Annotated in this window: 12 protein-coding genes, 1 tRNA gene and 1 pseudogene; 9 read left to right on the forward strand and 5 right to left on the reverse strand. The window is 46.0% G+C overall.

Going from position 1 to position 20,736, the window contains the following annotated elements; translation table 11 throughout:
* Position 1 precedes the first annotated feature (1 nt).
* The 4 genes from secF (at position 2) to AABW11_RS15565 (ending at position 3,951) form a co-directional block, all read left to right on the forward strand.
* A complete protein-coding gene (gene secF, locus AABW11_RS15550) occupies positions 2-919 on the forward strand; it encodes a protein translocase subunit SecF (protein ID WP_340106050.1) in 918 nt (305 codons plus the stop codon).
* Positions 920-947: 28 nt separating this feature from the next.
* Positions 948-1,298, forward strand: a complete 351-nt coding sequence (locus AABW11_RS15555; RefSeq protein WP_340106051.1) for an STAS domain-containing protein — start codon at positions 948-950, stop codon at positions 1,296-1,298.
* 69 nt (positions 1,299-1,367) lie between these two features.
* Positions 1,368-2,642: an adenylosuccinate synthase gene (locus AABW11_RS15560; RefSeq protein ID WP_340106052.1), complete on the forward strand. Its 1,275-nt coding sequence runs from the start codon at positions 1,368-1,370 to the stop codon at positions 2,640-2,642.
* A gap of 196 nt (positions 2,643-2,838) precedes the next feature.
* Complete coding sequence (locus AABW11_RS15565) at positions 2,839-3,951, forward strand: RuBisCO large subunit C-terminal-like domain-containing protein (protein WP_340106053.1); 1,113 nt, start codon at positions 2,839-2,841, stop codon at positions 3,949-3,951.
* A gap of 1,369 nt (positions 3,952-5,320) precedes the next feature.
* Here the strand turns inward: AABW11_RS15565 and AABW11_RS15570 are convergent.
* The 3 genes from AABW11_RS15570 to AABW11_RS15580 form a co-directional block, all read right to left on the reverse strand.
* Positions 5,321-5,392: transfer RNA gene (locus AABW11_RS15570), tRNA-Gly, on the reverse strand.
* 68 nt (positions 5,393-5,460) lie between these two features.
* Positions 5,461-5,913: a cupin domain-containing protein gene (locus AABW11_RS15575; protein ID WP_340106054.1), complete on the reverse strand. Its 453-nt coding sequence runs from the start codon at positions 5,911-5,913 to the stop codon at positions 5,461-5,463.
* A 54-nt stretch (positions 5,914-5,967) separates the two neighbouring features.
* The gene (locus tag AABW11_RS15580) at positions 5,968-6,429 is read right to left on the reverse strand and encodes a MauE/DoxX family redox-associated membrane protein (protein WP_340106120.1); all 462 of its coding nucleotides are present in this window, start codon (positions 6,427-6,429) and stop codon (positions 5,968-5,970) included.
* 871 nt (positions 6,430-7,300) lie between these two features.
* On the opposite strand from AABW11_RS15580, the gene purF reads away from it, so the two are divergent.
* Together purF and yihA are read left to right on the forward strand one after the other, a co-directional pair.
* Positions 7,301-8,803: an amidophosphoribosyltransferase gene (gene purF / locus AABW11_RS15585; RefSeq protein ID WP_340106055.1), complete on the forward strand. Its 1,503-nt coding sequence runs from the start codon at positions 7,301-7,303 to the stop codon at positions 8,801-8,803.
* A gap of 423 nt (positions 8,804-9,226) precedes the next feature.
* The gene (gene yihA, locus AABW11_RS15590; protein WP_340106056.1) at positions 9,227-9,838 is read left to right on the forward strand and encodes a ribosome biogenesis GTP-binding protein YihA/YsxC; all 612 of its coding nucleotides are present in this window, start codon (positions 9,227-9,229) and stop codon (positions 9,836-9,838) included.
* Here yihA and AABW11_RS15595 read toward each other — a convergent pair.
* Together AABW11_RS15595 and AABW11_RS15600 are read right to left on the reverse strand one after the other, a co-directional pair.
* Positions 9,827-10,900, reverse strand: a complete 1,074-nt coding sequence (locus AABW11_RS15595; RefSeq protein WP_340106122.1) for a sensor histidine kinase — start codon at positions 10,898-10,900, stop codon at positions 9,827-9,829. The two genes, yihA and AABW11_RS15595, sit on opposite strands and share 12 nt — an antisense overlap.
* Entirely contained in the window at positions 10,897-12,123 is a 1,227-nt protein-coding gene (locus tag AABW11_RS15600) for a PAS domain-containing protein (RefSeq protein ID WP_340106057.1), read from the reverse strand. The genes AABW11_RS15595 and AABW11_RS15600 overlap by 4 nt, the downstream gene beginning before the upstream one ends.
* Before the next feature lie 599 nt (positions 12,124-12,722).
* On the opposite strand from AABW11_RS15600, the pseudogene AABW11_RS15605 reads away from it, so the two are divergent.
* The 3 genes and pseudogenes from AABW11_RS15605 to AABW11_RS15615 form a co-directional block, all read left to right on the forward strand.
* Positions 12,723-13,034: pseudogene (locus AABW11_RS15605) on the forward strand (DUF4112 domain-containing protein); the annotation flags it as partial.
* A gap of 1,779 nt (positions 13,035-14,813) precedes the next feature.
* Positions 14,814-15,899 (forward strand): DUF2235 domain-containing protein, encoded by a 1,086-nt coding sequence (locus AABW11_RS15610; RefSeq protein WP_340106058.1) that lies wholly within the window; start codon positions 14,814-14,816, stop codon positions 15,897-15,899.
* Between the two features lie 40 nt (positions 15,900-15,939).
* On the forward strand, positions 15,940-20,553 hold the full coding sequence (locus AABW11_RS15615; protein ID WP_340106059.1) for a hypothetical protein: 4,614 nt from the start codon (positions 15,940-15,942) through the stop codon (positions 20,551-20,553).
* The last annotated feature ends 183 nt before the right edge of the window (positions 20,554-20,736 follow it).

Below are 20,736 nucleotides of genomic sequence, written 5' to 3' on the forward strand. Positions count from 1 at the left end.
TATGAAATGGTTTGAATCACCAACGTACGATTTTATTAAAGGCCAACAGATCATGTATGTGGTTTCCGGCATCCTTTTTATCGGCTCAATTATCGCCGTACTCACCATGGGACTAAACTACGGCATTGATTTCAGAGGCGGGAAAGAATTTGTTTTCGACTTTGAAAATGATGTAGAAGTAACGGAGATCCGATCGGCTCTCACAGAACCCCTGGGAGCAACGCCGGAGCTGAAACTCTTTGGATCACCAAGCGAAATACTCGTGCGGACTGATGCCGAAGGAGATATTACCGTCGTCCAGAACCTGATCCTCAGCAATCTCCAGGAGCTTTACCCGGATAACCCGGTAACCGTCATCAAGACCGACCTTGTGGGTCCGCGTTTTGCTGAAGATTTAAAAATGGCGGCCATCAACTCCATACTGTTTGCCGTTGCCGTGGTATTCATCTACATCCTGATCAGGTTTAAAGGATGGTATTTTTCAGCCGGGGCCGTTGCCGCACTCATTCACGATGTAGTGATCGTCCTGGGAATTTTCACCGTCATTGAACCGCTGGTGAATTTCAACGTTACCATCGACCAGGCATTGATCGCGGCCTTCCTAACCATTGTGGGTTACTCCCTGAACGATACCGTGGTTGTATTTGACCGCATTCGGGAGAACTCTCTGATCTATAAGACAATGGAGTTTAAAGACATGATTAACAAAAGTTTGAATGACACCCTCAGCCGTACAGTCATCACTTCCCTTACAACCTTGTTTGTGGTAACCGTGCTGTTTATATTCGGCGGAGAAGTACTTAAAGGGTTTGCATTCGCTCTTGTAATTGGGGTTATTCTCGGTACCTACAGTTCGCTGTTTGTTGCCAGCTCTATTGTTGTAGAGTTACAGAAACGTGCTTCCCAGCCGAAATCATAACAACCTGAAATTATAATAGGATAAAATCATGGCTTTTAATATATCAGAAAGATATAACTGCGTAGTTATAGAGTTTAAGGGCAACGTTATGGGAGGCCCCGATGCAGTAAGTTTGAACGAAAAACTGCATGAGCTGATCGAAGAAGGCAAAAACAATATTGTGGTTGACCTCTCTAAAGTGAAGTTCATGAACTCATCCGGGCTGGGAATGCTTATTGGCGGCCTGACAACGCTAAGGAAATCCGGCGGAGATCTTCGGATCTGTAATGCAGGCGACAAAATTGAAAGCCTGCTTATCGTAACCAAGCTCATTACCGTGTTCAAACATTACAAAACCCTTGAAGAAGCGGTGGAATCGTTCGACGATTCAGAGGAGTAACAGCTTAGATAAAACTTCAACTATCTTAAAATGATAAGGAGGTGTATCTGCACCTCCTTTTTTTGGCCTATGTCTACAAATATTATCATTGGTGCCCAGTGGGGCGACGAAGGAAAAGGAAAAATCGTAGATCTTCTCAGTAAAGATTCGGATTTCGTTGTACGCTACCAGGGAGGAGCGAATGCGGGACATACTATCAAATTCGACGATAAAGAGGTTGTGCTCCACCTCATTCCCTCCGGTATTTTTAACGGTGATGCAGTCTGTATTATCGGTAACGGAGTTGTTGTTGATCCGGCCGCACTGGTTGATGAGATCAAGGGTGTGGAGAAGATTGGAACATCCCTGAAAGACCGGTTTTTCATCAGCAGTTCAGCCCATGTGATTCTTCCTTATCACAAGATTCTCGACAATGTTCGCGAAAAAAGCCGCGGCGACGATGCCATCGGTACAACAGGCCGGGGAATTGGCCCGGCGTATGTGAGTAAAGTTGCGCGGGTAGGCATCCGAATGGGAGATCTTCTTGATGACGCCCGGCTCACAGAACTCGTTCAAACCAACGTAAATGAGATCAACAAGGCGCTGAAGCACGTTCACAATGAGCCTGAAATTGATGCCGATGATATTCTCTTCAATCTCCGTCCGATTGCGTCCCAAATTGCACCCTACATTTGTAATACAACTACACTGCTTCACAAAGCGTTAGCCGACGGTAAAGATATTTTACTTGAAGGCGCCCAGGGATCGCTGCTGGATGTTGACCATGGCACCTATCCTTTCGTCACCTCTTCATCCCCCACGGCAGGCGGAGCTTGCGTAGGTAGCGGCGTACCGCCAACGGCAATTGATCACGCCATTGGTATTACCAAAGCGTATTCCACCCGTGTGGGAAATGGCCCCTACCCTACCGAGCTTCATGATGAAACAGGAAAAAAACTTCGAAAAAATGGCGCTGAATTTGGTGCCACCACAGGCCGGCCACGCCGATGTGGATGGCTCGACCTCGTAGCTCTGAAATATGCCGTTGATCTGAATGGAATGGATCAGCTCGCTTTGACAAAAATGGATGTGCTTGACGATTTCGACGAAATCAAAGTCTGTACTCACTACCTCGTTAATGGAGAGAAGACAGACGTCTACCCGGTAGAGACCGGGGCTCTCGAGAACGTTGAACCGGTTTACAAATCGTTTCCGGGTTGGAAAGCAAGCTGTCTTGAAGCATCTACTTACGATGAACTTCCGGACAACGCCAAAACTTATATCTCTTTTATTGAAGAGTATACCGGAAGCTATTGCAGTATTATTTCCACGGGGCCCGGACGAACTCAAACAATTGTCCGATAGTTAGTGCAATATCAATGCTAATCTTTTGGTTGAAAAATTAGCATTGATTCTCTCCCCTCCTTTTCAAGGAGGGGCTGGGGGTGGTTAGATCGCATCTTTTCTCTAATTATGATTATGGATTTGAATTTTGAGTTCCTGTACCCCTCCTTAAAAAGGAAGGGATTTTCACAAAACTACCGGTAAATTACACAAGAAAATGAGCAGTGCCGACACTTTTTCAATCCGTTATGAATTCATAGCTGAAACTGTGTCGGATGCAGAGCAGACCGCATCTGACGTTGCTCTCGAACAGACAGTTGAACTTCCGTTTGGTGCCGTAGCCCCGGAATTTCAGCAGTTTATTGGCACACCTTCGGAATGCAGCCAAGAGTCTGACGCGCGATGGAGCTGCACGATAGAGTACAAAACCGACGTTGCCGGGAATGACATCCTCCAGTTTCTGAACGTCATGTTTGGAAATGTTTCCATCAAACCTGGTGTGAAAATTACTGATTTTAATCCGGGTGCCCTTGCACCACTATTCCCCGGTCCGCAATTCGGCATTGACGGCATTCGTAAGCTGGCTGGAGCCACCGGTCGCCCACTGAGTTGCACTGCACTCAAACCTGTGGGGGCATCACAGGAGCAGCTTGCGGAAATTGCCGGTGATTGTGCCATTGGCGGAATTGATATCATCAAAGATGATCACGGTCTTGCAAATCAGTCTATGGCACCATTTGAAGATCGTGTGAAGGCATGTGTGGCGGCCATTCGTAAATCTGATAAGGAAACCGGCCGCAACACACTCTACTTTCCCAATATCACAACCCGTATTGAAAACCTGCTGTCACAAGCTAAGCTGGCACGATCGTTAGGTGCCGATGGGCTGCTTATCTCCCCTCAGATTACCGGGCTGTCCGCACTTGCGTCGCTGGCTGAATCTGGCATTAATCTTCCCATCATGGCCCACCCTGCGTTTTCGGGGTCCTATACCATTAATGCAGATTCTGGCATTTCGGCCGATATCTATTTCGGAAAGCTGTGGCGTGCATTAGGAGCCGATGCTGTGATTTATCCTAATACCGGTGGACGATTTTCCTATTCACTCGATGAGTGCCTGGACATTAATGACGCCTGCAGGTCTGAGTTCGGCACCTTCCGCCCCATTTTCCCCACTCCGGGCGGTGGCATTGACCGGGAATCCGTAGGTGAATGGAAAACAAAATACGGCAATGATACAATTTTTCTGATTGGAGGTAGCCTCTATATGCATCCCGATGGGATGAAAACAGCCGTTCAGGAGTTTCAAAATTCTGTTATAGAGGGTTAGGACATCAATGTTGCGCATAGGGGACACATAAGTCTGAGAAGTTGAACCAGCCATTTAATCGTGCCGTGCAAATAATCATTCAGGCGGCGTTACACTAAACTTGCATAATTGTGAGTTGAAAACGCCGCCCATTTTAAAACGCAACACCCTGTGATGTCGAACGAAGGCACGCGCTTGTGCGGGCCGAAGTTGATACATCTCCAAATTCATAGATCCATCCCAAACAACGGCTTGTCTAAACTCCTTCCTATGGCAAGGAGATCCTTCCACTTCGGGCCAAAAGACGGCCATACGGTCCCCAACGGGGCAGGCAGGATGACACGTTGCTTTTGGGTAACGAGGCGGCGTCCAAGTTTCATAAGCTGAACCAGAATTAGTGTCGCGCCGCTGGGAATAAATCGCGCTGGCGGCATAGGTCAAATCAGTGCAAATTGAAGAGTTGGACACGCCGCTCATCATGTACTCCGACGCCATGTCGTGTCGAGCAACTCATCTTGCCAAAAACAGGACAAGACTATTCACAAGGTGATAGATTCAAAATCCCCTCTCGAGAGGGGAAAAGTTTAAGCGAAACGGCAGCGCCGGATGAGTGTAATGAAGGGGTGTGTACCGTAGTCTCGAAGAATACTCTAACGAAATTTAGGCTCCTGACCCTTTCAACACACCCCTCGGTTTTAAAATCTGCGTTCCGCAGTTTTCAATTCCATTTCCCCTCTCAAAGAGGGGATTTCACTCAAGGAAGAAATCTGTCAATGGTAGCGCAGGCTCCGTTATTTCGCGTGCTGTAGTTGAGACATCCCTAAATACATAGATCCATCTCAAAAAACGGCTTGTCTAAACTCCTTCCCATGGCAAGGAGATCCTTTCACTTCGGGCCAAAAGACGGCCCTTCGGTCCCCAACGGGGCAGGCAGGATGACACGTTACGCGTGGGTAAAGAGGCGGCGCATGCGTCTCACAAGTTGAACCAGAATAAGTATCGCGCCGCTTAGGAATAAATCGCGCTGGCGGGGTAGCACAATACAGCGCAATTCGAGGAGTTTAATACGCCGCCCTTTATGTACTTCGACGTCCTGTCATGTCGAACGAAGGCACGCGCTTTTGCGGGCCGAAGTTGAGACATCTCCAAATTCATAGATCCATCTCGAAAAACGGCTCACCTCACTCCTTCATCATTCGACATTCCTCTGTTTCATATTCGATACTCTTAATCTTCGTGTACCTTAGCGCCTTGGTGCCCTCGTGGCAATTATACTGCGTTATTCATTTGATGAGTTATATTTTTCACGATATCCTAAGAAAAAAGACATATAAGAAATGACATAAATGAAAAAACCTCCGGCCTGACGTATCAGGCGGAGGTTTTGATGAGCGGGAAACCGGATTCGAACCGGCGACCTTCTCGTTGGCAACGAGATGCTCTACCACTGAGCTATTCCCGCGGTAGATTTGTCAATTATTTTTCTGACAAGACTCTAAAGATAAAACCTTTTTAAGGATAGTTTCAACACTATTTTTTGATTTTATTAAGTACCTCTTCAGAATCTATGACTCGCTTTATTTCAGCATCTGAGGGAACAACCGGCCTGTCGCGATACCTGTCCACAATACAAATAAATCCGAGTGGCTCACCCTCATCTGCATGAAACTGGTGGATGGTTTCAGGTGAAATATAAACCACATCAAACGCACTGATTTCATTTATCTCATTGTTCAGCAGAACGTGGCCACGGCCCCGGATGACAATAACTGAGTGCGGGTGCCGATGATACTCAAGCGACGAATACCCGCCCGGCTGCATCTCAAAATAGCGGGTCTGGGCATTAAGTGCCGGATGCTCATCTGCAAGAAGTGTATAGCGATGGATGTCTTTAAAATTCTGCCCGTCTGTCTTATAATCCTTGCGTTCCACTCCAGACCATGCATAGTCAGTCTCCTTTATTACTAATGACTTACTGTTCATGAATGTATTATGTATTCGTGACTAAAATTTTCTTAAAAATTTGGATTTCTAATACTACTGATCTGTTTCCCGGCCTGGTTTCAGGAACAAAAACCCGGCCATCGAAACAAAAATTCCATTTCGGATAATCATCGACCATCCAAACGTACTGCCGAGCACCATCGACAGGAGATTTGAATCGTCCACATCCCCGAAGCATCCGCAGTCGCCCTCCATTCCGGACCCAAGCCCGTAAATGGCAAATGCGAAAAATCCGGCGTAAATAAGCGCTCCGGCCGGAATAACCCACTTCTTAAATAATCCAGTTATCAGAAAACCGCCGACCAAAACTTCGATCCAGGGTAGTGTATCTATAACAAACGATTGTAATACCGTGGGCACCCACGTGATGTAGGCCACCGTTTCGAATAGTGCTGAGTTATCCTGGATTTTCAGGTAACCGGCAACCAATAGCAGCAGCCCCAATATGATCCGGAACAGCGGTTGAATGTAGGATATAATTTTTTTCGCGTTCATAGATTTCAATATACGATCTGTTCATCAAAATATTTTGGTAGTATGTTTATTAATATGGTTTTATTCAATGCGTCATACCGCACTCCGATGCGTTATCTCCCAATCACGCACAAGCTGTACAATAAGCCTTTGGCAAGTCTTTTCACGTGCAAGAACGGAAGATCGCGGATCGTGGTCCGCGATGACTGTGGTTGGTTGATAGACTTGCATAACGTGCCATCTCGGGTCAGGCGACCCGAAACTACGTAGGAGATCGCGAATAAGCGCCCGAGATGACGGTGCATGGCTTTGAAGCTGCATATTTATCAATGCGTCATACCGTACCCCGATGCGGTATCTCCCATTCACGCGCAAGCTGTACAATAAGCTTTTGGCAAGTCTTTTCCCGTGCAAGGACAGGAAGATCGCGGATCGTAGTCCGCGATGACTGCGGTTGGTTAATAGACTTGCATAACGTGCCATCTCGGGTCAGGCGACCCGAACTACGTAGGAGATCGCAAATCAGCGACCGAGATGACGTTGAATGGCTGTGAAGCTACGAAGCTTATCAATGCGTCATACCGCACTCCAATGCGGTATCTCCTATTCACGCACAAGCTGTACAATAAGCCTTTGGCAAGTCTTTTCCCGTGCAAGGACAGGAGATCGCGGATCGTGGTCCGCGATGACTGTGGTTGGTTAATAGACTTGCATAACGTGCCGTATCGGGTCAGGCGACCCGAACTACCTAGAAGTTCGCGGATCTGGGTCCGCGATGACGGTAAAGAGATACTTTAATACGACTTGATTCGTTTACCTGATCTCTTTTATTTAGCTGAAGAATCCCTATCTTTATCGGTACTGAATTCACAGATTTGCTATCACATACCTTATGACAGATAAACCACACGATTATTGTGGAATTTTTGGCGTCTTTAACCACTCCGATGCCGCACTACTCACCTACTACGGACTCCATGCGCTACAGCATCGCGGCCAGGAATCCGCTGGAATTGTCACCTCTTACTTTGATGAGCGCAAAGGCAGGCAGGTGATGCCAATGCACAAAAATTTTGGACTTGTACTCTCTGTTTTTGATGACCACAAAATCTTCAAAAAAGAACTAAAAGGCCGAAACGCGATTGGCCATAACCGGTATTCAACATCCGGATCATCCAAGAATCCAGCGAACATTCAGCCATTTCGCGTGCATCATAAAAACGGCAATCTTGCCATCGGCCATAACGGCAACCTTACAAACGCCCGAAAACTGCGCGAGATGTTCAGAGAAGAAGGCGTTCTGTTTCAAAGCACATCAGACACGGAGCTGATCCTCCACCTGATTTCGCACAGCGATAAATCAACCCAGCTTGACCAAATCCTGGACGCTCTCCGGCAAATTGAAGGCGCCTATTGCCTTGTTATTCTCACTGATGACAAACTTATTGCAGTGCGTGACCCGAATGGATTCCGGCCGCTTGCACTCGGAACCATCGACGGATCGTACACCGTGGCAAGTGAAACGTGTGCATTTGACATTATTGGTGCTGAGTTTATCCGGGATGTAGAACCCGGCGAGGTTGTAGTGATAGACAGGGAAGCAACGGAAAGTCATCAGCCTAAATCCTATTTTCTGGAGGCAAAAGAAGGCACCACCAGCAGTCAGTGTATTTTCGAATATGTTTACTTTTCCCGGCCAGATAGTAAAATATTTGGTGAGAATGTTGATAAAATCCGGCGCAACCTGGGGAAATATCTCGCGAAAGAACATCCGCTGGAAGATGTTATTAAGTACCCCGATTCCGACAAAAAACCTATCATCATTTCTGTTCCCGATTCCAGCAATACGGCCGCCATTGGATATGCGCATGAAAATCAAAAAGCAGGATATGACTGCAAGTACGACATTGGCCTGATCCGAAATCACTACGTGGGTCGTACATTTATTTCGCCTGGCCAAAAATCTCGCGAACAGAAAGTCAGGACTAAATTCAATACGGTAAAAGGTGTTATTGAGGGCAGGTCAGTTATCATCGTAGATGATTCCATCGTGCGGGGTACAACGTCTCGCTACCTTGTTGAAATGATCCGTGAAGCCAAGCCAAAAGAGATTCATTTTCTTGTGAGCTCCCCACCCATCACGCATCCGTGCTTTTACGGCATGGATTTTCCCGATCCTGAGGAGCTCATTGCCAATAAATTCAACCGCGACAGCGTGGCCATTGCCAAAGAAATTGGGGTCGACAGCGTTCGCTACCTCTCAGCCGATGGTTTGGTTGAGGCTGTGAAGGAATCGAATGAATCAGGACTGGACTACTGCACGGCATGCTTTACGGGCAACTACCCCGTTCCCGTCGAATTCAACGTAGGGAAGGAAGAGAACGAGCTGGTGTAGTGTCATTGCTGAATTATGTTGTTTAGCTTTAATTCCGATCGTCAAACATGTATCGTCCTTAAAATCACCTCTCGCCCAGAAGGGATCCCTGCGGGAAGAGGGGAAATGGATTTGAAAATTGCGGAACGCAGGTTTTCAAGCCGAGGGGTGTGTATGAAGGGGCAGGAGCCAGAATGTGATTGCAGATTTTTTCAAGGCTCCGAGGAACACACCCCTGATTCACCTCTTCCCGTAGTTAGGGATCCCCTCGGGGCAAGAGGGGACTTTTATACTATCATCTCTGAAATAGTGTTGCCCCGCTTTTGGGAAAAATAGGAGCTACCAGAGACATGAATCTATTTTCCAATCATATACCACAAATTAGCACTACATCCGTTCATTATCGTACATTTATTTTGAAATTCACCAAGATTAAAAATCTCCATGCCATTTAAATCAGCCAAATTTATCACAGGAGCTCCCAATCTCGACGCCTGCCCTCCGCCAACGATACCGGAGTTCTGTTTTGCCGGTCGTTCAAACGTCGGAAAGTCCTCTCTGATCAATAAAGTGACCAATAAGAGACGGCTTGCCCGTACGAGTAACACGCCCGGGAAAACGCAGCAGATGAATTACTACAGTATCGATGATTCATTTTATATCGTGGATCTTCCCGGATTTGGATTTGCCAAGGTTCCCAAGAAAGAGCGCGAACGCTGGGGCAAAGATATTCAACATTACCTGCTCAACAGAGACACGCTGCAGCTTGTGTTACACCTTGTAGATTCCCGCCATCCGCCCACACAGCTTGATGAAGATTTTTTCTTTTGGATGGCATCCAACGGCCTTCCTTTTTCGGTGTTACTGACCAAGGCCGATAAGATTTCAAATAACAAGCTGGGCCAATCAAAACAGAGAGTAATCAATGTAATGCGAGATATGAATATTGAGGTCCCAGTCATCCCTTGCTCTGCGGAGACCGGACGGGGCATTGATGAAATACGCTCCTTGATTACAGAATTCATCAACCCGAAGGAAGAACAGCTACCGGGCTGACTTCTCGTTCACATAGCTGCCGGTACCTTTTGCCTCCCCTTTTTCGAACGTCAGCTTAAATTCTACTCCGGGGTCCATAGACGTATAGTAATACTCAGCATCAAGCTGTTGTGCCAGTGTATCAATCAGAACCATTCCCAGCGAGTCCTCTCCTTTACGTTCTTCAAAGTCATCCGGGAGCCCCTTACCATCATCCCGGATCTTCATGACAATATCACCCTCCTTATCATTTAAGGTAACTTGGAGAGTCCCTGAATCTCCATCATCGTAGGCGTGTTTGAGCACGTTAGTCACTACTTCGTTCACAATCAGTGAGCATGGAATAGCCTGGTTGATATTGAGTTCTACCGAGTCTAAATCGTAGGAAATACCAAGGTCAACCGATGACTGGTAAGTTTCCTTAATACTCGATATAAGTGATTTGATATCCTCATCAAACTTAAGGTTGGTAAAGCTAGACGACTTATAGAGAAGTTCGTGTATGGTTGCCATTGTTTTTATGCGGCTGGTACTGTCAAGTAATTTTTCCTGTACCTTTTTATTTCTCTCTTTAAATGCCTGAAGCTGCATCATGCCGGAAACAACCGCAAGATTATTTTTTACCCGGTGATGAATTTCCATCAGCAAGGTTTCTTTCTCTTTAACTGATTCTTCAAGTAACGAACGACTCTCCTTTTCACCCGTAATATCAAAAGCCACGCCGCCTACGAGCTTCTCATCTCCCGGCGCATCAAAAATCGGGAACAGTGAAAATTTCAGGTATTTTTTTTCACCTACAACGTTAAACTCCTTCTCGAATTCAACGCGATCGCCCGATTCAAGAACTTCTTTATCCATGGCCTTCATTTCGCTCGCCGTATCTTCATCAAAAAGGTCGTCTGCTTTTGAATCTGTCACTTGTTGGTCCCCGAGCTGATATAACTTCTTAAATGCTTCATTTACGAACATGAATGTTCCACTATCGTCCCTTATCCAGGTGGCTGACCATGCGTTATCTGCAACTTTTTTTAGAAGCTGTCTATGACGTTCTGACCTTTCTTCAGTTTCTACAAGTTCACTTATATAACAATGGCTCCAATGATAGTTTGGGGTTTCCCTTCCTCATCACGGTCTACGTAATTATTATTCATCACGTATTTGTAGGAGCCTTCGTAGGTCCGGATTCTATAAATAAGCTTCATCTTATCGCTCTCACTATCTACCGATTCGGCCACATCATGAATGACGCGGTCAAGGTCTTCCGGGTGGATCTTATCTATCCACCAGTCATAATCTACAAACCGGTCCTCATGGGGGTATCCAAGCACGGCCGTCAGCTCATCGCCCCACGCCAGGTCACCCGAATTCCATTCAAGTTCATAGATCAGGTCGGTAGAGACTTTCACCACTTTTTTAAACTTTTCTTTAAGCTCAACAACCCCCTGTTCCGCCTCCTTTTTCTCGCTGATATCACTTGCCGTCACGAACCATCTGCCGTCTTCCGTGGTAAAATTACATTGAAACCACGAAGCATTCTGTTGGTGATCGATCAATTGGAGCGGCTTTACATATCGTCCTCTGTTTTTTTCCATTGATGACATCCAAGCATCCACACTATGTCCCTCAAATGGATTAGACTTGATAATATCGGTGAAAAGCCGACCCTTCAGGTCATCAGGCTGGTATCCCAGCTCTTTCTCAACCCCAGAATTTACATCCATTATCCGACCCGAATCATGTTCGATAATAAATGTAATATCCGCTGAGTTTTTTAGAAGAAGAGAATATAAGTTCAGCTTCTCGTTTTTCTTGCTCAACCGGTTTGTTTGATCATAAAGCTCAAGAAGCGCCCTTGCTCCATCACCCAGAACCTGAAGCTGTTTCTGCTGATCGTCCGACAGATCATGGGAGGAAGAATCGGACACACATAGATATCCAACAGGTTTTCCGGAGACGCTTTTAAGAGGTGTTCCGGCATAAAATCTGATTAACTGGCGTTCCTCTTCTGATAGCTGTGATGTCACCACGGGATGATCATCCGGCTTACTGATCACCAAAATATCACGTTCATATTTAGCAGCGTCCGTAATTCTATTGACACATGATATCAGTTGCTGATCGTCGTCGCCATACGCAGCCAAGGTTTGCGGACCGGTTTCGTCCAACACGTTGATAAGCGACATTTTGGAGTCACAGATAACTGAAGCTCGTTCCAAAATGGGTTGAAGGCGAGATTGCAACTCATCTCGTGTAAATTCATCAGGGGTTAGATCCATATCCCCAATGGTATCTGATGGTGTTTTCATAAGTGATGTTCTCCCTCATCCCTTTAATGATCTTCACGGACCATAAGATGAGTATGGCTTGATGGTATAAGTGGTTCGACTTTAACATTCTCCGTTTCTAGTATACTTGAGTTTGTATTATTGAAATAACCGTCACAGGAAGCAACTCGCTGATTGTAACGTTGACTCAATAATTCAGCAAATAGCTGAAAATTCATTGTATAAAATAGAATTAAATGCATTAGTACTGAACGAGCAGAGTAGTCTTCTCTTCAATGTAAATTCTCATACCTCTCTGTCGGCAAATTTAACGACATATCTTATTTAACTATTGTCTCGAACTCTCAATATGTTATTTTAAACTCTTATCTTTGTAACCGATAATGTAGTTAATTCCAATTAAAAGCTGGCGATGTTACGTGGTTTTTAAAGAGTCCAATGTATTTAAATAACAGACCCGGGATGAATAACATTTCATATCAATAATAACCTGCTGAATAACAATACCTTGAAAGGTTTTTATCTCTGTTTTGTACTATCTGTTCCGCAATTTATCACCATGCTGGCGTGACTAAAAAACACCATCAACGGCAGATCAGCACCGATCGCTTGAGCGCCTCGACCGGTTCAGCTACTGGACCAACAGCAACATACGCGTGACGTTTACTACCTTCCGTTTTGGGCTAAGCCCGCTCATTGTTCTCATTCCCGGAATCGGTGATTTTGCCGATCTGATTCTCTCCCTATACGTTTACCGCGAAGCGCAAAAAATAAGTGCAGACAGCATGGTAAAACGTAATCAGTTGCTGCGCACTTACCTCTACGATGAACTTGGCGAAGAACCGGAGCAGACTTTCCCATGGCTGACATTCGTTTTGGCTACCCTGTTGTTTCTGTTGCTTGGATGGGTGGTTTATTGGGTGATTGGGTGATTGGGTGGTTGGGTGGTTGGGTGGTTGGCGTGTAAAACTGGAATTTGCATCATCCTGTCCTACGCCGCCAACATAAATGACTCCTGCGGCGCCACTCAATTCCTTGTTCACATTAAGTGTTTTGCGCGTCGGGTCTTTCCCACCTTTGATCTGTTATCCTGAGTCTCAAATTTGCTATAAAAAGCTTGACAACACTATTTTGAAGGTGGCAGGATAAAAATCCCCACTCGAGAGGGGAAAAGTTTAAACGAACCGGCGACGCCGGATGAGTATAACGAGGGGTGTGTTCTGGTGTCTTGAAGAATACTGTATCCAAATCCCGGCTCCTGCCCCTTCCAACACACCCCTCGGTTTGAAAATCTGCGTTTCGCAGTTTTTAATTCCATTTCCCCTCTCAAAGAGGGGATTTCATTCAAGGAATAAATCTGTCATTAGTAGCCCCTAATTTTGCCCAAAAAAAGGGCAACATCATTTGAAAAGTGACAGGGTGCGTTTTCCGATCCGGAAGTACTATGCGTTTTGCGAGTGGTGGGTAGTGTGCGGTGTTCTGGGTAAATTTAAATTTCAAAAGCACCTCATCAGATCGTGATGCATCCATTGAATAGATCTTTCATAACCCCGTCGACTGAATTCAATTCTTCTGCAGAATCAAATGCCTCGGGGACTTGCGACGCCTGCTTTCTCTTACCCCGCACTGCGCGCCAAAACAACACGGCGCTTGTACGAGGCTACCAAGCTTTCGCCCTTGCCGGGGCTTTTTTGTTACGTGCAGGCACGTAACCGGATGCACATTGACACAAACAAAATAAGAGCTCATAAAGATGTAACCGTAGATTAAAGCCCAAAAACAGCACGTTTTACAACCTGTCACTGGTAGCCGCTAATTTTGCCCAAAAAACCGGGGCAACATCATTTAAGAAGTGACAGTATTAGGTTTACTATGCAAGAGCACTATGTATATCGTGAATGGAGATGTGTGTGGCGAACCGGGTAATTATTAATCTCAAAAGTACGTACTCAGATACCGAGGAATACACGGATTAGATCTTTCGTTCCCCTTCGACGGATCCATTTATTTTGCGGAATCACTCGCCTCGGGGTGCCACTGTTATCTGCGCTACCTAACCCCACACTGCGCGCCGGCGCCAGCGGCATTCCTTTGGGACAAAACCACGGCGCTTGTCACGTAGTGATCCTTCAGGTATGGGGCTACTGAGCTGCCGTCCCTGCCGGGACTTATTGTTACGCGCAGGCGCGAAACCACGCATAACCGGATGTACATTGGCAGGGGATAATTCACGTGCATATTAAAATTAAAACATCGATTTTAGCCTAAAACAGTGCTTTTTAAAAACTTGTATTGATTTCGAAAACCACCCTCATCATTTAATAATAAGATTAGCCATGTATAAATAGATATCTTTAAAAATGATTTTTAGAAATATTTATACTATAATCGTCAATAGAAGAACTTGCGAATTCATAAGTGCTTTCCAGAATCAAAACAAGAACGAGAATGAAAGCATGAGCTATCTGATGAGCTTATCATATAAGAGGTTTCAATTTTAGAAGAATCGATTTTTCGAAATCGCTTACCAGATAATCATTACTATATTTTTCCATAGAATTTTTCGGGCCTAATCAAAGAGACCTGAGGCCATTATAGAACAAGTGATTTAAAGCAGGAAAGAATCCTGTTAATAAAAAGAGAACCCTGACTCCGGTAATTTTCAAGCGGAAAAAGGAACAGTCAACTTAAAATAATAATGGGGAGAAAAGATGAAACGACTCATATTATGTTGTGACGGTACCTGGAACAGTGCCGATCAATCCGCAAACGGGACACCTTGTCCCACAAACATTGTCCGTATCGCCTATCGGATAGCAAAACGAAAAGATGATCTCCAGCAGATTGTGTACTATAGCCAGGGAGTAGGCACGGGAAACTCTCTGGACCGGTTTACGGGTGGTGCTTTCGGCAGCGGCGTAGATGACAATATTTTTGATGCCTACCGATTTCTTGTCGCTAATTACGAACCGGAAGACCAGCTCTTTCTGTTTGGGTTCAGCCGAGGAGCCTTTACAGCCAGAAGCATCGGCGGGATGATCCGAAAATGCGGCATTCTAAAACGGGAGTATGTTGATCGATACATAGACGCCACGCTTATGTACAGGTCCGCTGAAAGCCCGAATGCACAAGGCCCGACAGAGTTCAGGCATAAATACTCAGTAAACGGAGACAAGGAAACGCCCATCCACTTCATCGGCGTGTGGGATACGGTTGGTTCACTCGGCATTCCGCTATCGGGGCTGCGAAATCTTACCAAACGGAAACATCAGTTTCATGATACAGAACTGAGCGGGTCTGTAAAAAATGCCTGCCATGCACTTGCGATAGATGAACTGCGATCTCCGTTTAAGCCAACTTTATGGCAGTATAAACCCAAAGAAGGTCAATCTATGGAGCAGATGTGGTTCTCGGGAGTACACAGTAATGTGGGCGGCGGGTATCCCGATCGTTCGCTTGCCGATATTTCACTGGATTGGATGATTCATAAGGCTGAGGATGCCGGACTGGCTTTTGATCATTCTGTTAAAACACACCACCCGCTTCAACCTTTGAATGACGGAAAAATATACAACTCAAGAAAAGGGATATATCGGGTTTTAAAATCTCACAACCGGGTTATTGGTCAATCTGAACAGAGAATCAGGAAAGAAGGGACAACGGTGCAAGGTAATGATCCAACACAGAAGATTCATCAAAGTGCACTTGACCGGTGGGATAAAGACCCCTCATATCGCCCGCCCGGACTGGCGAAGTACTTGAAAGAGGAAGGCGATGAACGGGCGAAGATAGTTTAATTAATGAAAAGCACTTAAGAATGTAAAAAATCAATGAGATATGGGTGGATCAACTAGCAAAAAAATTACCAAAACCGCCAGCATAATGATCATCCTGGTGCTCCTGATCGGGGGCGCCATCTACCTCCGCACAGTATCCAATGCAGAGAGTCTGGACAACCGGAATCTGCGCGAACTGTCTCGTATAGGTCAGGGAGTGGAAGGGCGGATAAATAACTTGCGGCGCGTCGTTAAAAATCTTGCCGGTGAGGAAGATTCAGTTTTAATCAAAAAAGCTAACCTGATACCGCATCTCAATATTGTCTCAAAAAATAATTCGCTAAGTCAGGAGATCAATAATCTTACCAGCGGCAGAACAGCTTTTAAAACAAATGTTGCGACGGATTCCCTCGAACTTTGGCATGTTCATAAATCGACAAAAAAGGACACCTTACGCGCCGCATACAGTCTTGAATCACTCCGGCCAACACTATCCTCGGAATACATGGAGACGATTTTTCTCGCCGATGAGAAGGGAGGCATCTTCATCTGGGAAACAAACCGTACCGGTGTCCGGATCCATGAGCTGGCCGCGCTGGATACCCTGCAGATCAATAAAGACCCTGAAGCAGGCGGAATCGGGAAGAGTGATATTATTCAGACATCCATTGCGGGACAGGAGTACCGGTTTTACCTGCTGCCGATTCGCATTCATATCAGCGACATTCGGCAAGACAGTGTTTCAGACACTGGCTACACAAAATGGATCCTTGGCGGATTGGTTCAGACCACCGACTATAGCCAGCAGAGCCTTTCCCTGGATCCAAATATGGCCCTGTTCCTGGGTTTCCTGGTCATCGGTGGATTTCTGATTGTGCCATTTGTGAGAATTTTTACCATGGGGCCGAAAGAGCGTCTCAAAGTGGGGAATCTTTTTTACCTGGTGTTAGCGTTGATTTTCGGAACCGGTCTGGCCGGGTTGTGGCTGGCTGATATGGTTCACTTTGCCCCCCTGAAAGAGGATGTCACAACCCAGTTAAAAGAAACAGCGGACCAAATGGCCTTGAATATTGACCGTGAGCTGATGTTTGCCATTGAAGAGCTTGAAAAGAAAACCGCCGCCCTGAATAACGATCTTTCAGATGCTGGATTGACCATTTATGATATTAAAAAAGATATTGATAAAGACTCTCTTTACTTGATGAAAGATAACATCTCTTTTGATGAATCCGGCACCTATCCTTTTTACCAGATGGTGTTTTGGTCCGATTCAGACGGGGATCAATTAGCAAAATGGACTCCCCGTGGCAACAACACACCACGGATTAATGTTAGCCAGCGGGACTATTTCAAGGCGATCCATGAAAACCGCGGGTGGGATCAGACGTTCCATACGGTCCCGGGTTCTCCCACCTGCAGCAAGATGGACGTCTCGAATCCAGGGAGCCTCCCCTATTATATTGAATCCATCCGCTCCTGGAACACTGGTGAAAATCTTGCAGCTATTTCAATTCCATGGAACTATAAAAACAGTGAAAACGAAATTAAAAAGGGCGTTGCCGCTATGACCACAAAACTGGCCTCTCTCACCACTCCGGTTCTTCCGGCGGGTGTTGGGTTTGCCATTTTTGATGCGGATGCCCAAACGCTCTTTCATAGCCGTCCCGAACGTATCCTGGACGAAAACTTTGCGGAAGAAACCGGCAACGTAGACCTGCTGCGGTCCATTCTTGCGGCAAGATCCTGCACGGAACTTGAGATGAGCTACGAAGGGCAAAATAAGCTGATGGCTATACGGCCGCTAAATGGACGCCCTCTCTATTTGGTTCTATTTAAGGATCTCGCGCTGATAGATACCGTCCGGTTTGAGGCCTGGTTTGAAGGCGGCACTCTTTTTGGACTATGGGTCTTTATGATCCTGTTATTGATTTTCTTCATCGAACGGCTGCCAAAATCGCGGATGGACTGGATGTGGCCCGATCTTGAAAATCCCGGCAAGTACACGATCTTCACCATTTACTCCTTTCCATTTATAGTGTTTTTTATAGCACAAGCACTCACAGAGGAGCACCTTCATATCCACTTTACGACACTGATCATTCCCGTTGTATATCTTAGCCTGGGACTTGTGATTCTATCACATGGAATTTCATCTGTTTCCAACAGCAATAAAATTGTGATTGGATGGACACTTTTTATCGCCTCTTTTCTATTTATTGTATTGAGTACGTTCCTGCCCGGCCTCAAAACAACTTTATTAACTGGATTCTTTTTGTTACCGCTCGGATACGATATAGCTTTATACTCCGTACTTATCGCCCCAACCGGCTACGAACTCCTGACAATCGTTTTGTCCCTTGCTGTAATCCTGATCTGGCTGAGACAACCACAGTTTCAAGATTATATTAACCGATGGACAAGGGACCTGTCAACTAGAGGTCTCTACACCGCCGCCATGGTCTCCGCCCTGCTGGTGCTCGGACTGCTCCCCGGCTACATCACCTACCGGTTCACGTTTCACGATCACAGCGAACATCTTGTGAAATATCATCAGCTGGAGCTTGCCGAATTTCTCCAAAACAGGCAGGCAAAGGTAAATGAGCTGATGCAGGATACCTGGAGATTGGAAGATGGGTGGGATCTTGTGACCCAAACACCAGCATTAACGATCCACGATACATACGATTTAGTTTATGAAAATCTCATCTTCAGAACCAAGAAACAGGAAGAACAGATTCACACGACGGAACATGAACACAATCGTGACCACTCGGAAGCCCAAGACAACTCTGAAGGAGATCTCCATGATTCTATGCACGGGCTGCTTGGGCATCAAATTCCATTCCTGACAGAGGCTTCCATCAGGATGCGTCAGCTTTCCTCACAGCAGGCCGATCGTCGCTGGATCTCTGATCATGAAACCCATCAGCTGCAACTCATGGGCAATAGCCGGGAACTCATTACCTCTCTGCTTCCCGTCCCCGGTAGCTGGCTGCATCCATGGCGATTCGCTATTCTCCTAACACTCCTTGGCGTTTTGGGCCTGATTGTATACCGGGTAAGCCGCCGGCTATTTTTTGTCCACCTCGAACATTCTGATCCCCTCACGCTCGAAGATCTGTTACCCAAACCTGGTGACTCCTGGAAATCTACAATCTTTGTTGGCACCCGCTCCATTTCGAGGCAGCCCATTTTTAACCGCAGCCCTGAGATCCACTATATCGATTTTATTGAAGACATTGACAAAGATGCAGACATCAAATACCTCCTGAACAAACCCCTCCCTGGTGATACAAAGGTTCTGTGCCTCGATCATTTCGACCATAGGATAGATGAAAAAGAGCGCAACCTTTACCTGCTTGAATGTCTCGAAAAGTACATGGCACAAAGAAAAGCTCCTCCCCTTCTGATACTTACCAGCCGGGAACTGGATGACTCATTCCTTACTGCTAATATTTCAAAGGAAAAAAAGGAGGAGATTAAGCATCGATGGGACCGGGTTCTCGGCCGTTTCTCAAAATTGATCCTCTCGGATTACGTCTCTGAAAAACCTTTTGAAACCTTTTTACAGATTAGGATCATTCAAAAAATAAACGATGACCTGGACCTGTTGTTGAATAGTTTACGCCGGTATCTCAGAAAGGATCATCAGGCAGAAAACCCGACAAACTTTAATGAATCACTTGCAGAACTGGCATTAAAAACAGAGTGGCTGAGGGATGAGCTTCAATACCTCGCCTCACCAAACTGTACATTAACCCAAAAACAGATAACCACGACAGGTGCCATTAAAAAACGATTGGAGAAAACACTTGAGAATATTAAGACTCTCGATCGCTCAATTAAAAAAGAAAGAAAGCCCACCTCGAAGCAGTGTGGGTGGCTTGATAAAGCTGAGGAAAGTGCAGGAAATATAATTGAGCAGATCGATCAAATAGTCAGGGACCCCGAAACGAAGAAACCTCTTCCGGATGAGAACCGGGCAGTAGCAACGCTTTCCCCCATTCAGTTTCTAAAAAATATGTCAATCTGGTTTTTAATCGATTCGGAAATGGAAGCCCGACGTGTCGTGTACAGGGATAAAAAAAGGATTAAAAACGTCTGTCAGACACTCGTTAAGGAGTGCGGTCATCATCAGCGATTGCAGGAAATCGGCGAACAGTTAACATACCGGCCAGACTGGCACACGCTCACCGAGGAGGAGGTCACCGACCTTGTGCGAGAGGGATCCGAAGCTCACTACAAGGCCAGATGGTCCATCCTTTCCCACGGAGAGCAGCTCGTGGCCGCACAGCTTTCAAGAGGAGCTGTGGTCAACCCGAAATCACACCAAGCCATCTCCCGCCTCTTTGCACGCGGGCTGATCAGGCGGAGCCCCGAACTGAGGCTCGATAACTCCAGTTTTTCCGATTTTGTAGAAAGTACCGTTTCTGAAGATCAGCTCCTGGGATGGGAGCATGACGGCATCCCCAGCACCTGGGAGATGATCCGCGCTCCTCTCGTTATTGCATTAATTGTTGTGGCGCTGTTCCTGTTCTGGTCACAGCGTGAATTTTTAGGAAATACAATCGCATTCCTGGGCACAATTGGCGTTGGGGCCGGGGCCATATTTAATCTGCTTTCAAAACTGGGCGGCGTAACCGGGTCGCCTGATCTTAAAAACATGGATAAATAGCTTGATTTATGAATTGGTGATTTGTGAGTTTGTGGATCAGTTTCCTGACGGATAGATTGATTGAAATTACTGCTCTTCGAGATGCTGATCGGAAATATAATTTGAAAATAGCTTCAACTAATTTTTTAATGTATGAACCTTGTTTCGAAGCTTCACTCCCTATCAAGTCTCGCCAGGATTCGA

Origin of the sequence: Rhodohalobacter sp. 8-1 (assembly GCF_038150125.1) — a bacterium.
GTDB lineage: Bacteria > Bacteroidota > Rhodothermia > Balneolales > Balneolaceae > SW132.

Coding starts and splice junctions, on each gene's coding strand:
- secF (WP_340106050.1), top strand. CDS start 2: ATGAAATGGTTTGAATCACCAACGTACGATTTTATTAAAGGCCAACAG.
- AABW11_RS15555 (WP_340106051.1), top strand. CDS start 948: ATGGCTTTTAATATATCAGAAAGATATAACTGCGTAGTTATAGAGTTT.
- AABW11_RS15560 (WP_340106052.1), top strand. CDS start 1,368: ATGTCTACAAATATTATCATTGGTGCCCAGTGGGGCGACGAAGGAAAA.
- AABW11_RS15565 (WP_340106053.1), top strand. CDS start 2,839: ATGAGCAGTGCCGACACTTTTTCAATCCGTTATGAATTCATAGCTGAA.
- AABW11_RS15575 (WP_340106054.1), bottom strand. CDS start 5,913: ATGAACAGTAAGTCATTAGTAATAAAGGAGACTGACTATGCATGGTCT.
- AABW11_RS15580 (WP_340106120.1), bottom strand. CDS start 6,429: ATGAACGCGAAAAAAATTATATCCTACATTCAACCGCTGTTCCGGATC.
- purF (WP_340106055.1), top strand. CDS start 7,301: ATGACAGATAAACCACACGATTATTGTGGAATTTTTGGCGTCTTTAAC.
- yihA (WP_340106056.1), top strand. CDS start 9,227: ATGCCATTTAAATCAGCCAAATTTATCACAGGAGCTCCCAATCTCGAC.
- AABW11_RS15600 (WP_340106057.1), bottom strand. CDS start 12,123: ATGAAAACACCATCAGATACCATTGGGGATATGGATCTAACCCCTGAT.
- AABW11_RS15610 (WP_340106058.1), top strand. CDS start 14,814: ATGAAACGACTCATATTATGTTGTGACGGTACCTGGAACAGTGCCGAT.
- AABW11_RS15615 (WP_340106059.1), top strand. CDS start 15,940: ATGGGTGGATCAACTAGCAAAAAAATTACCAAAACCGCCAGCATAATG.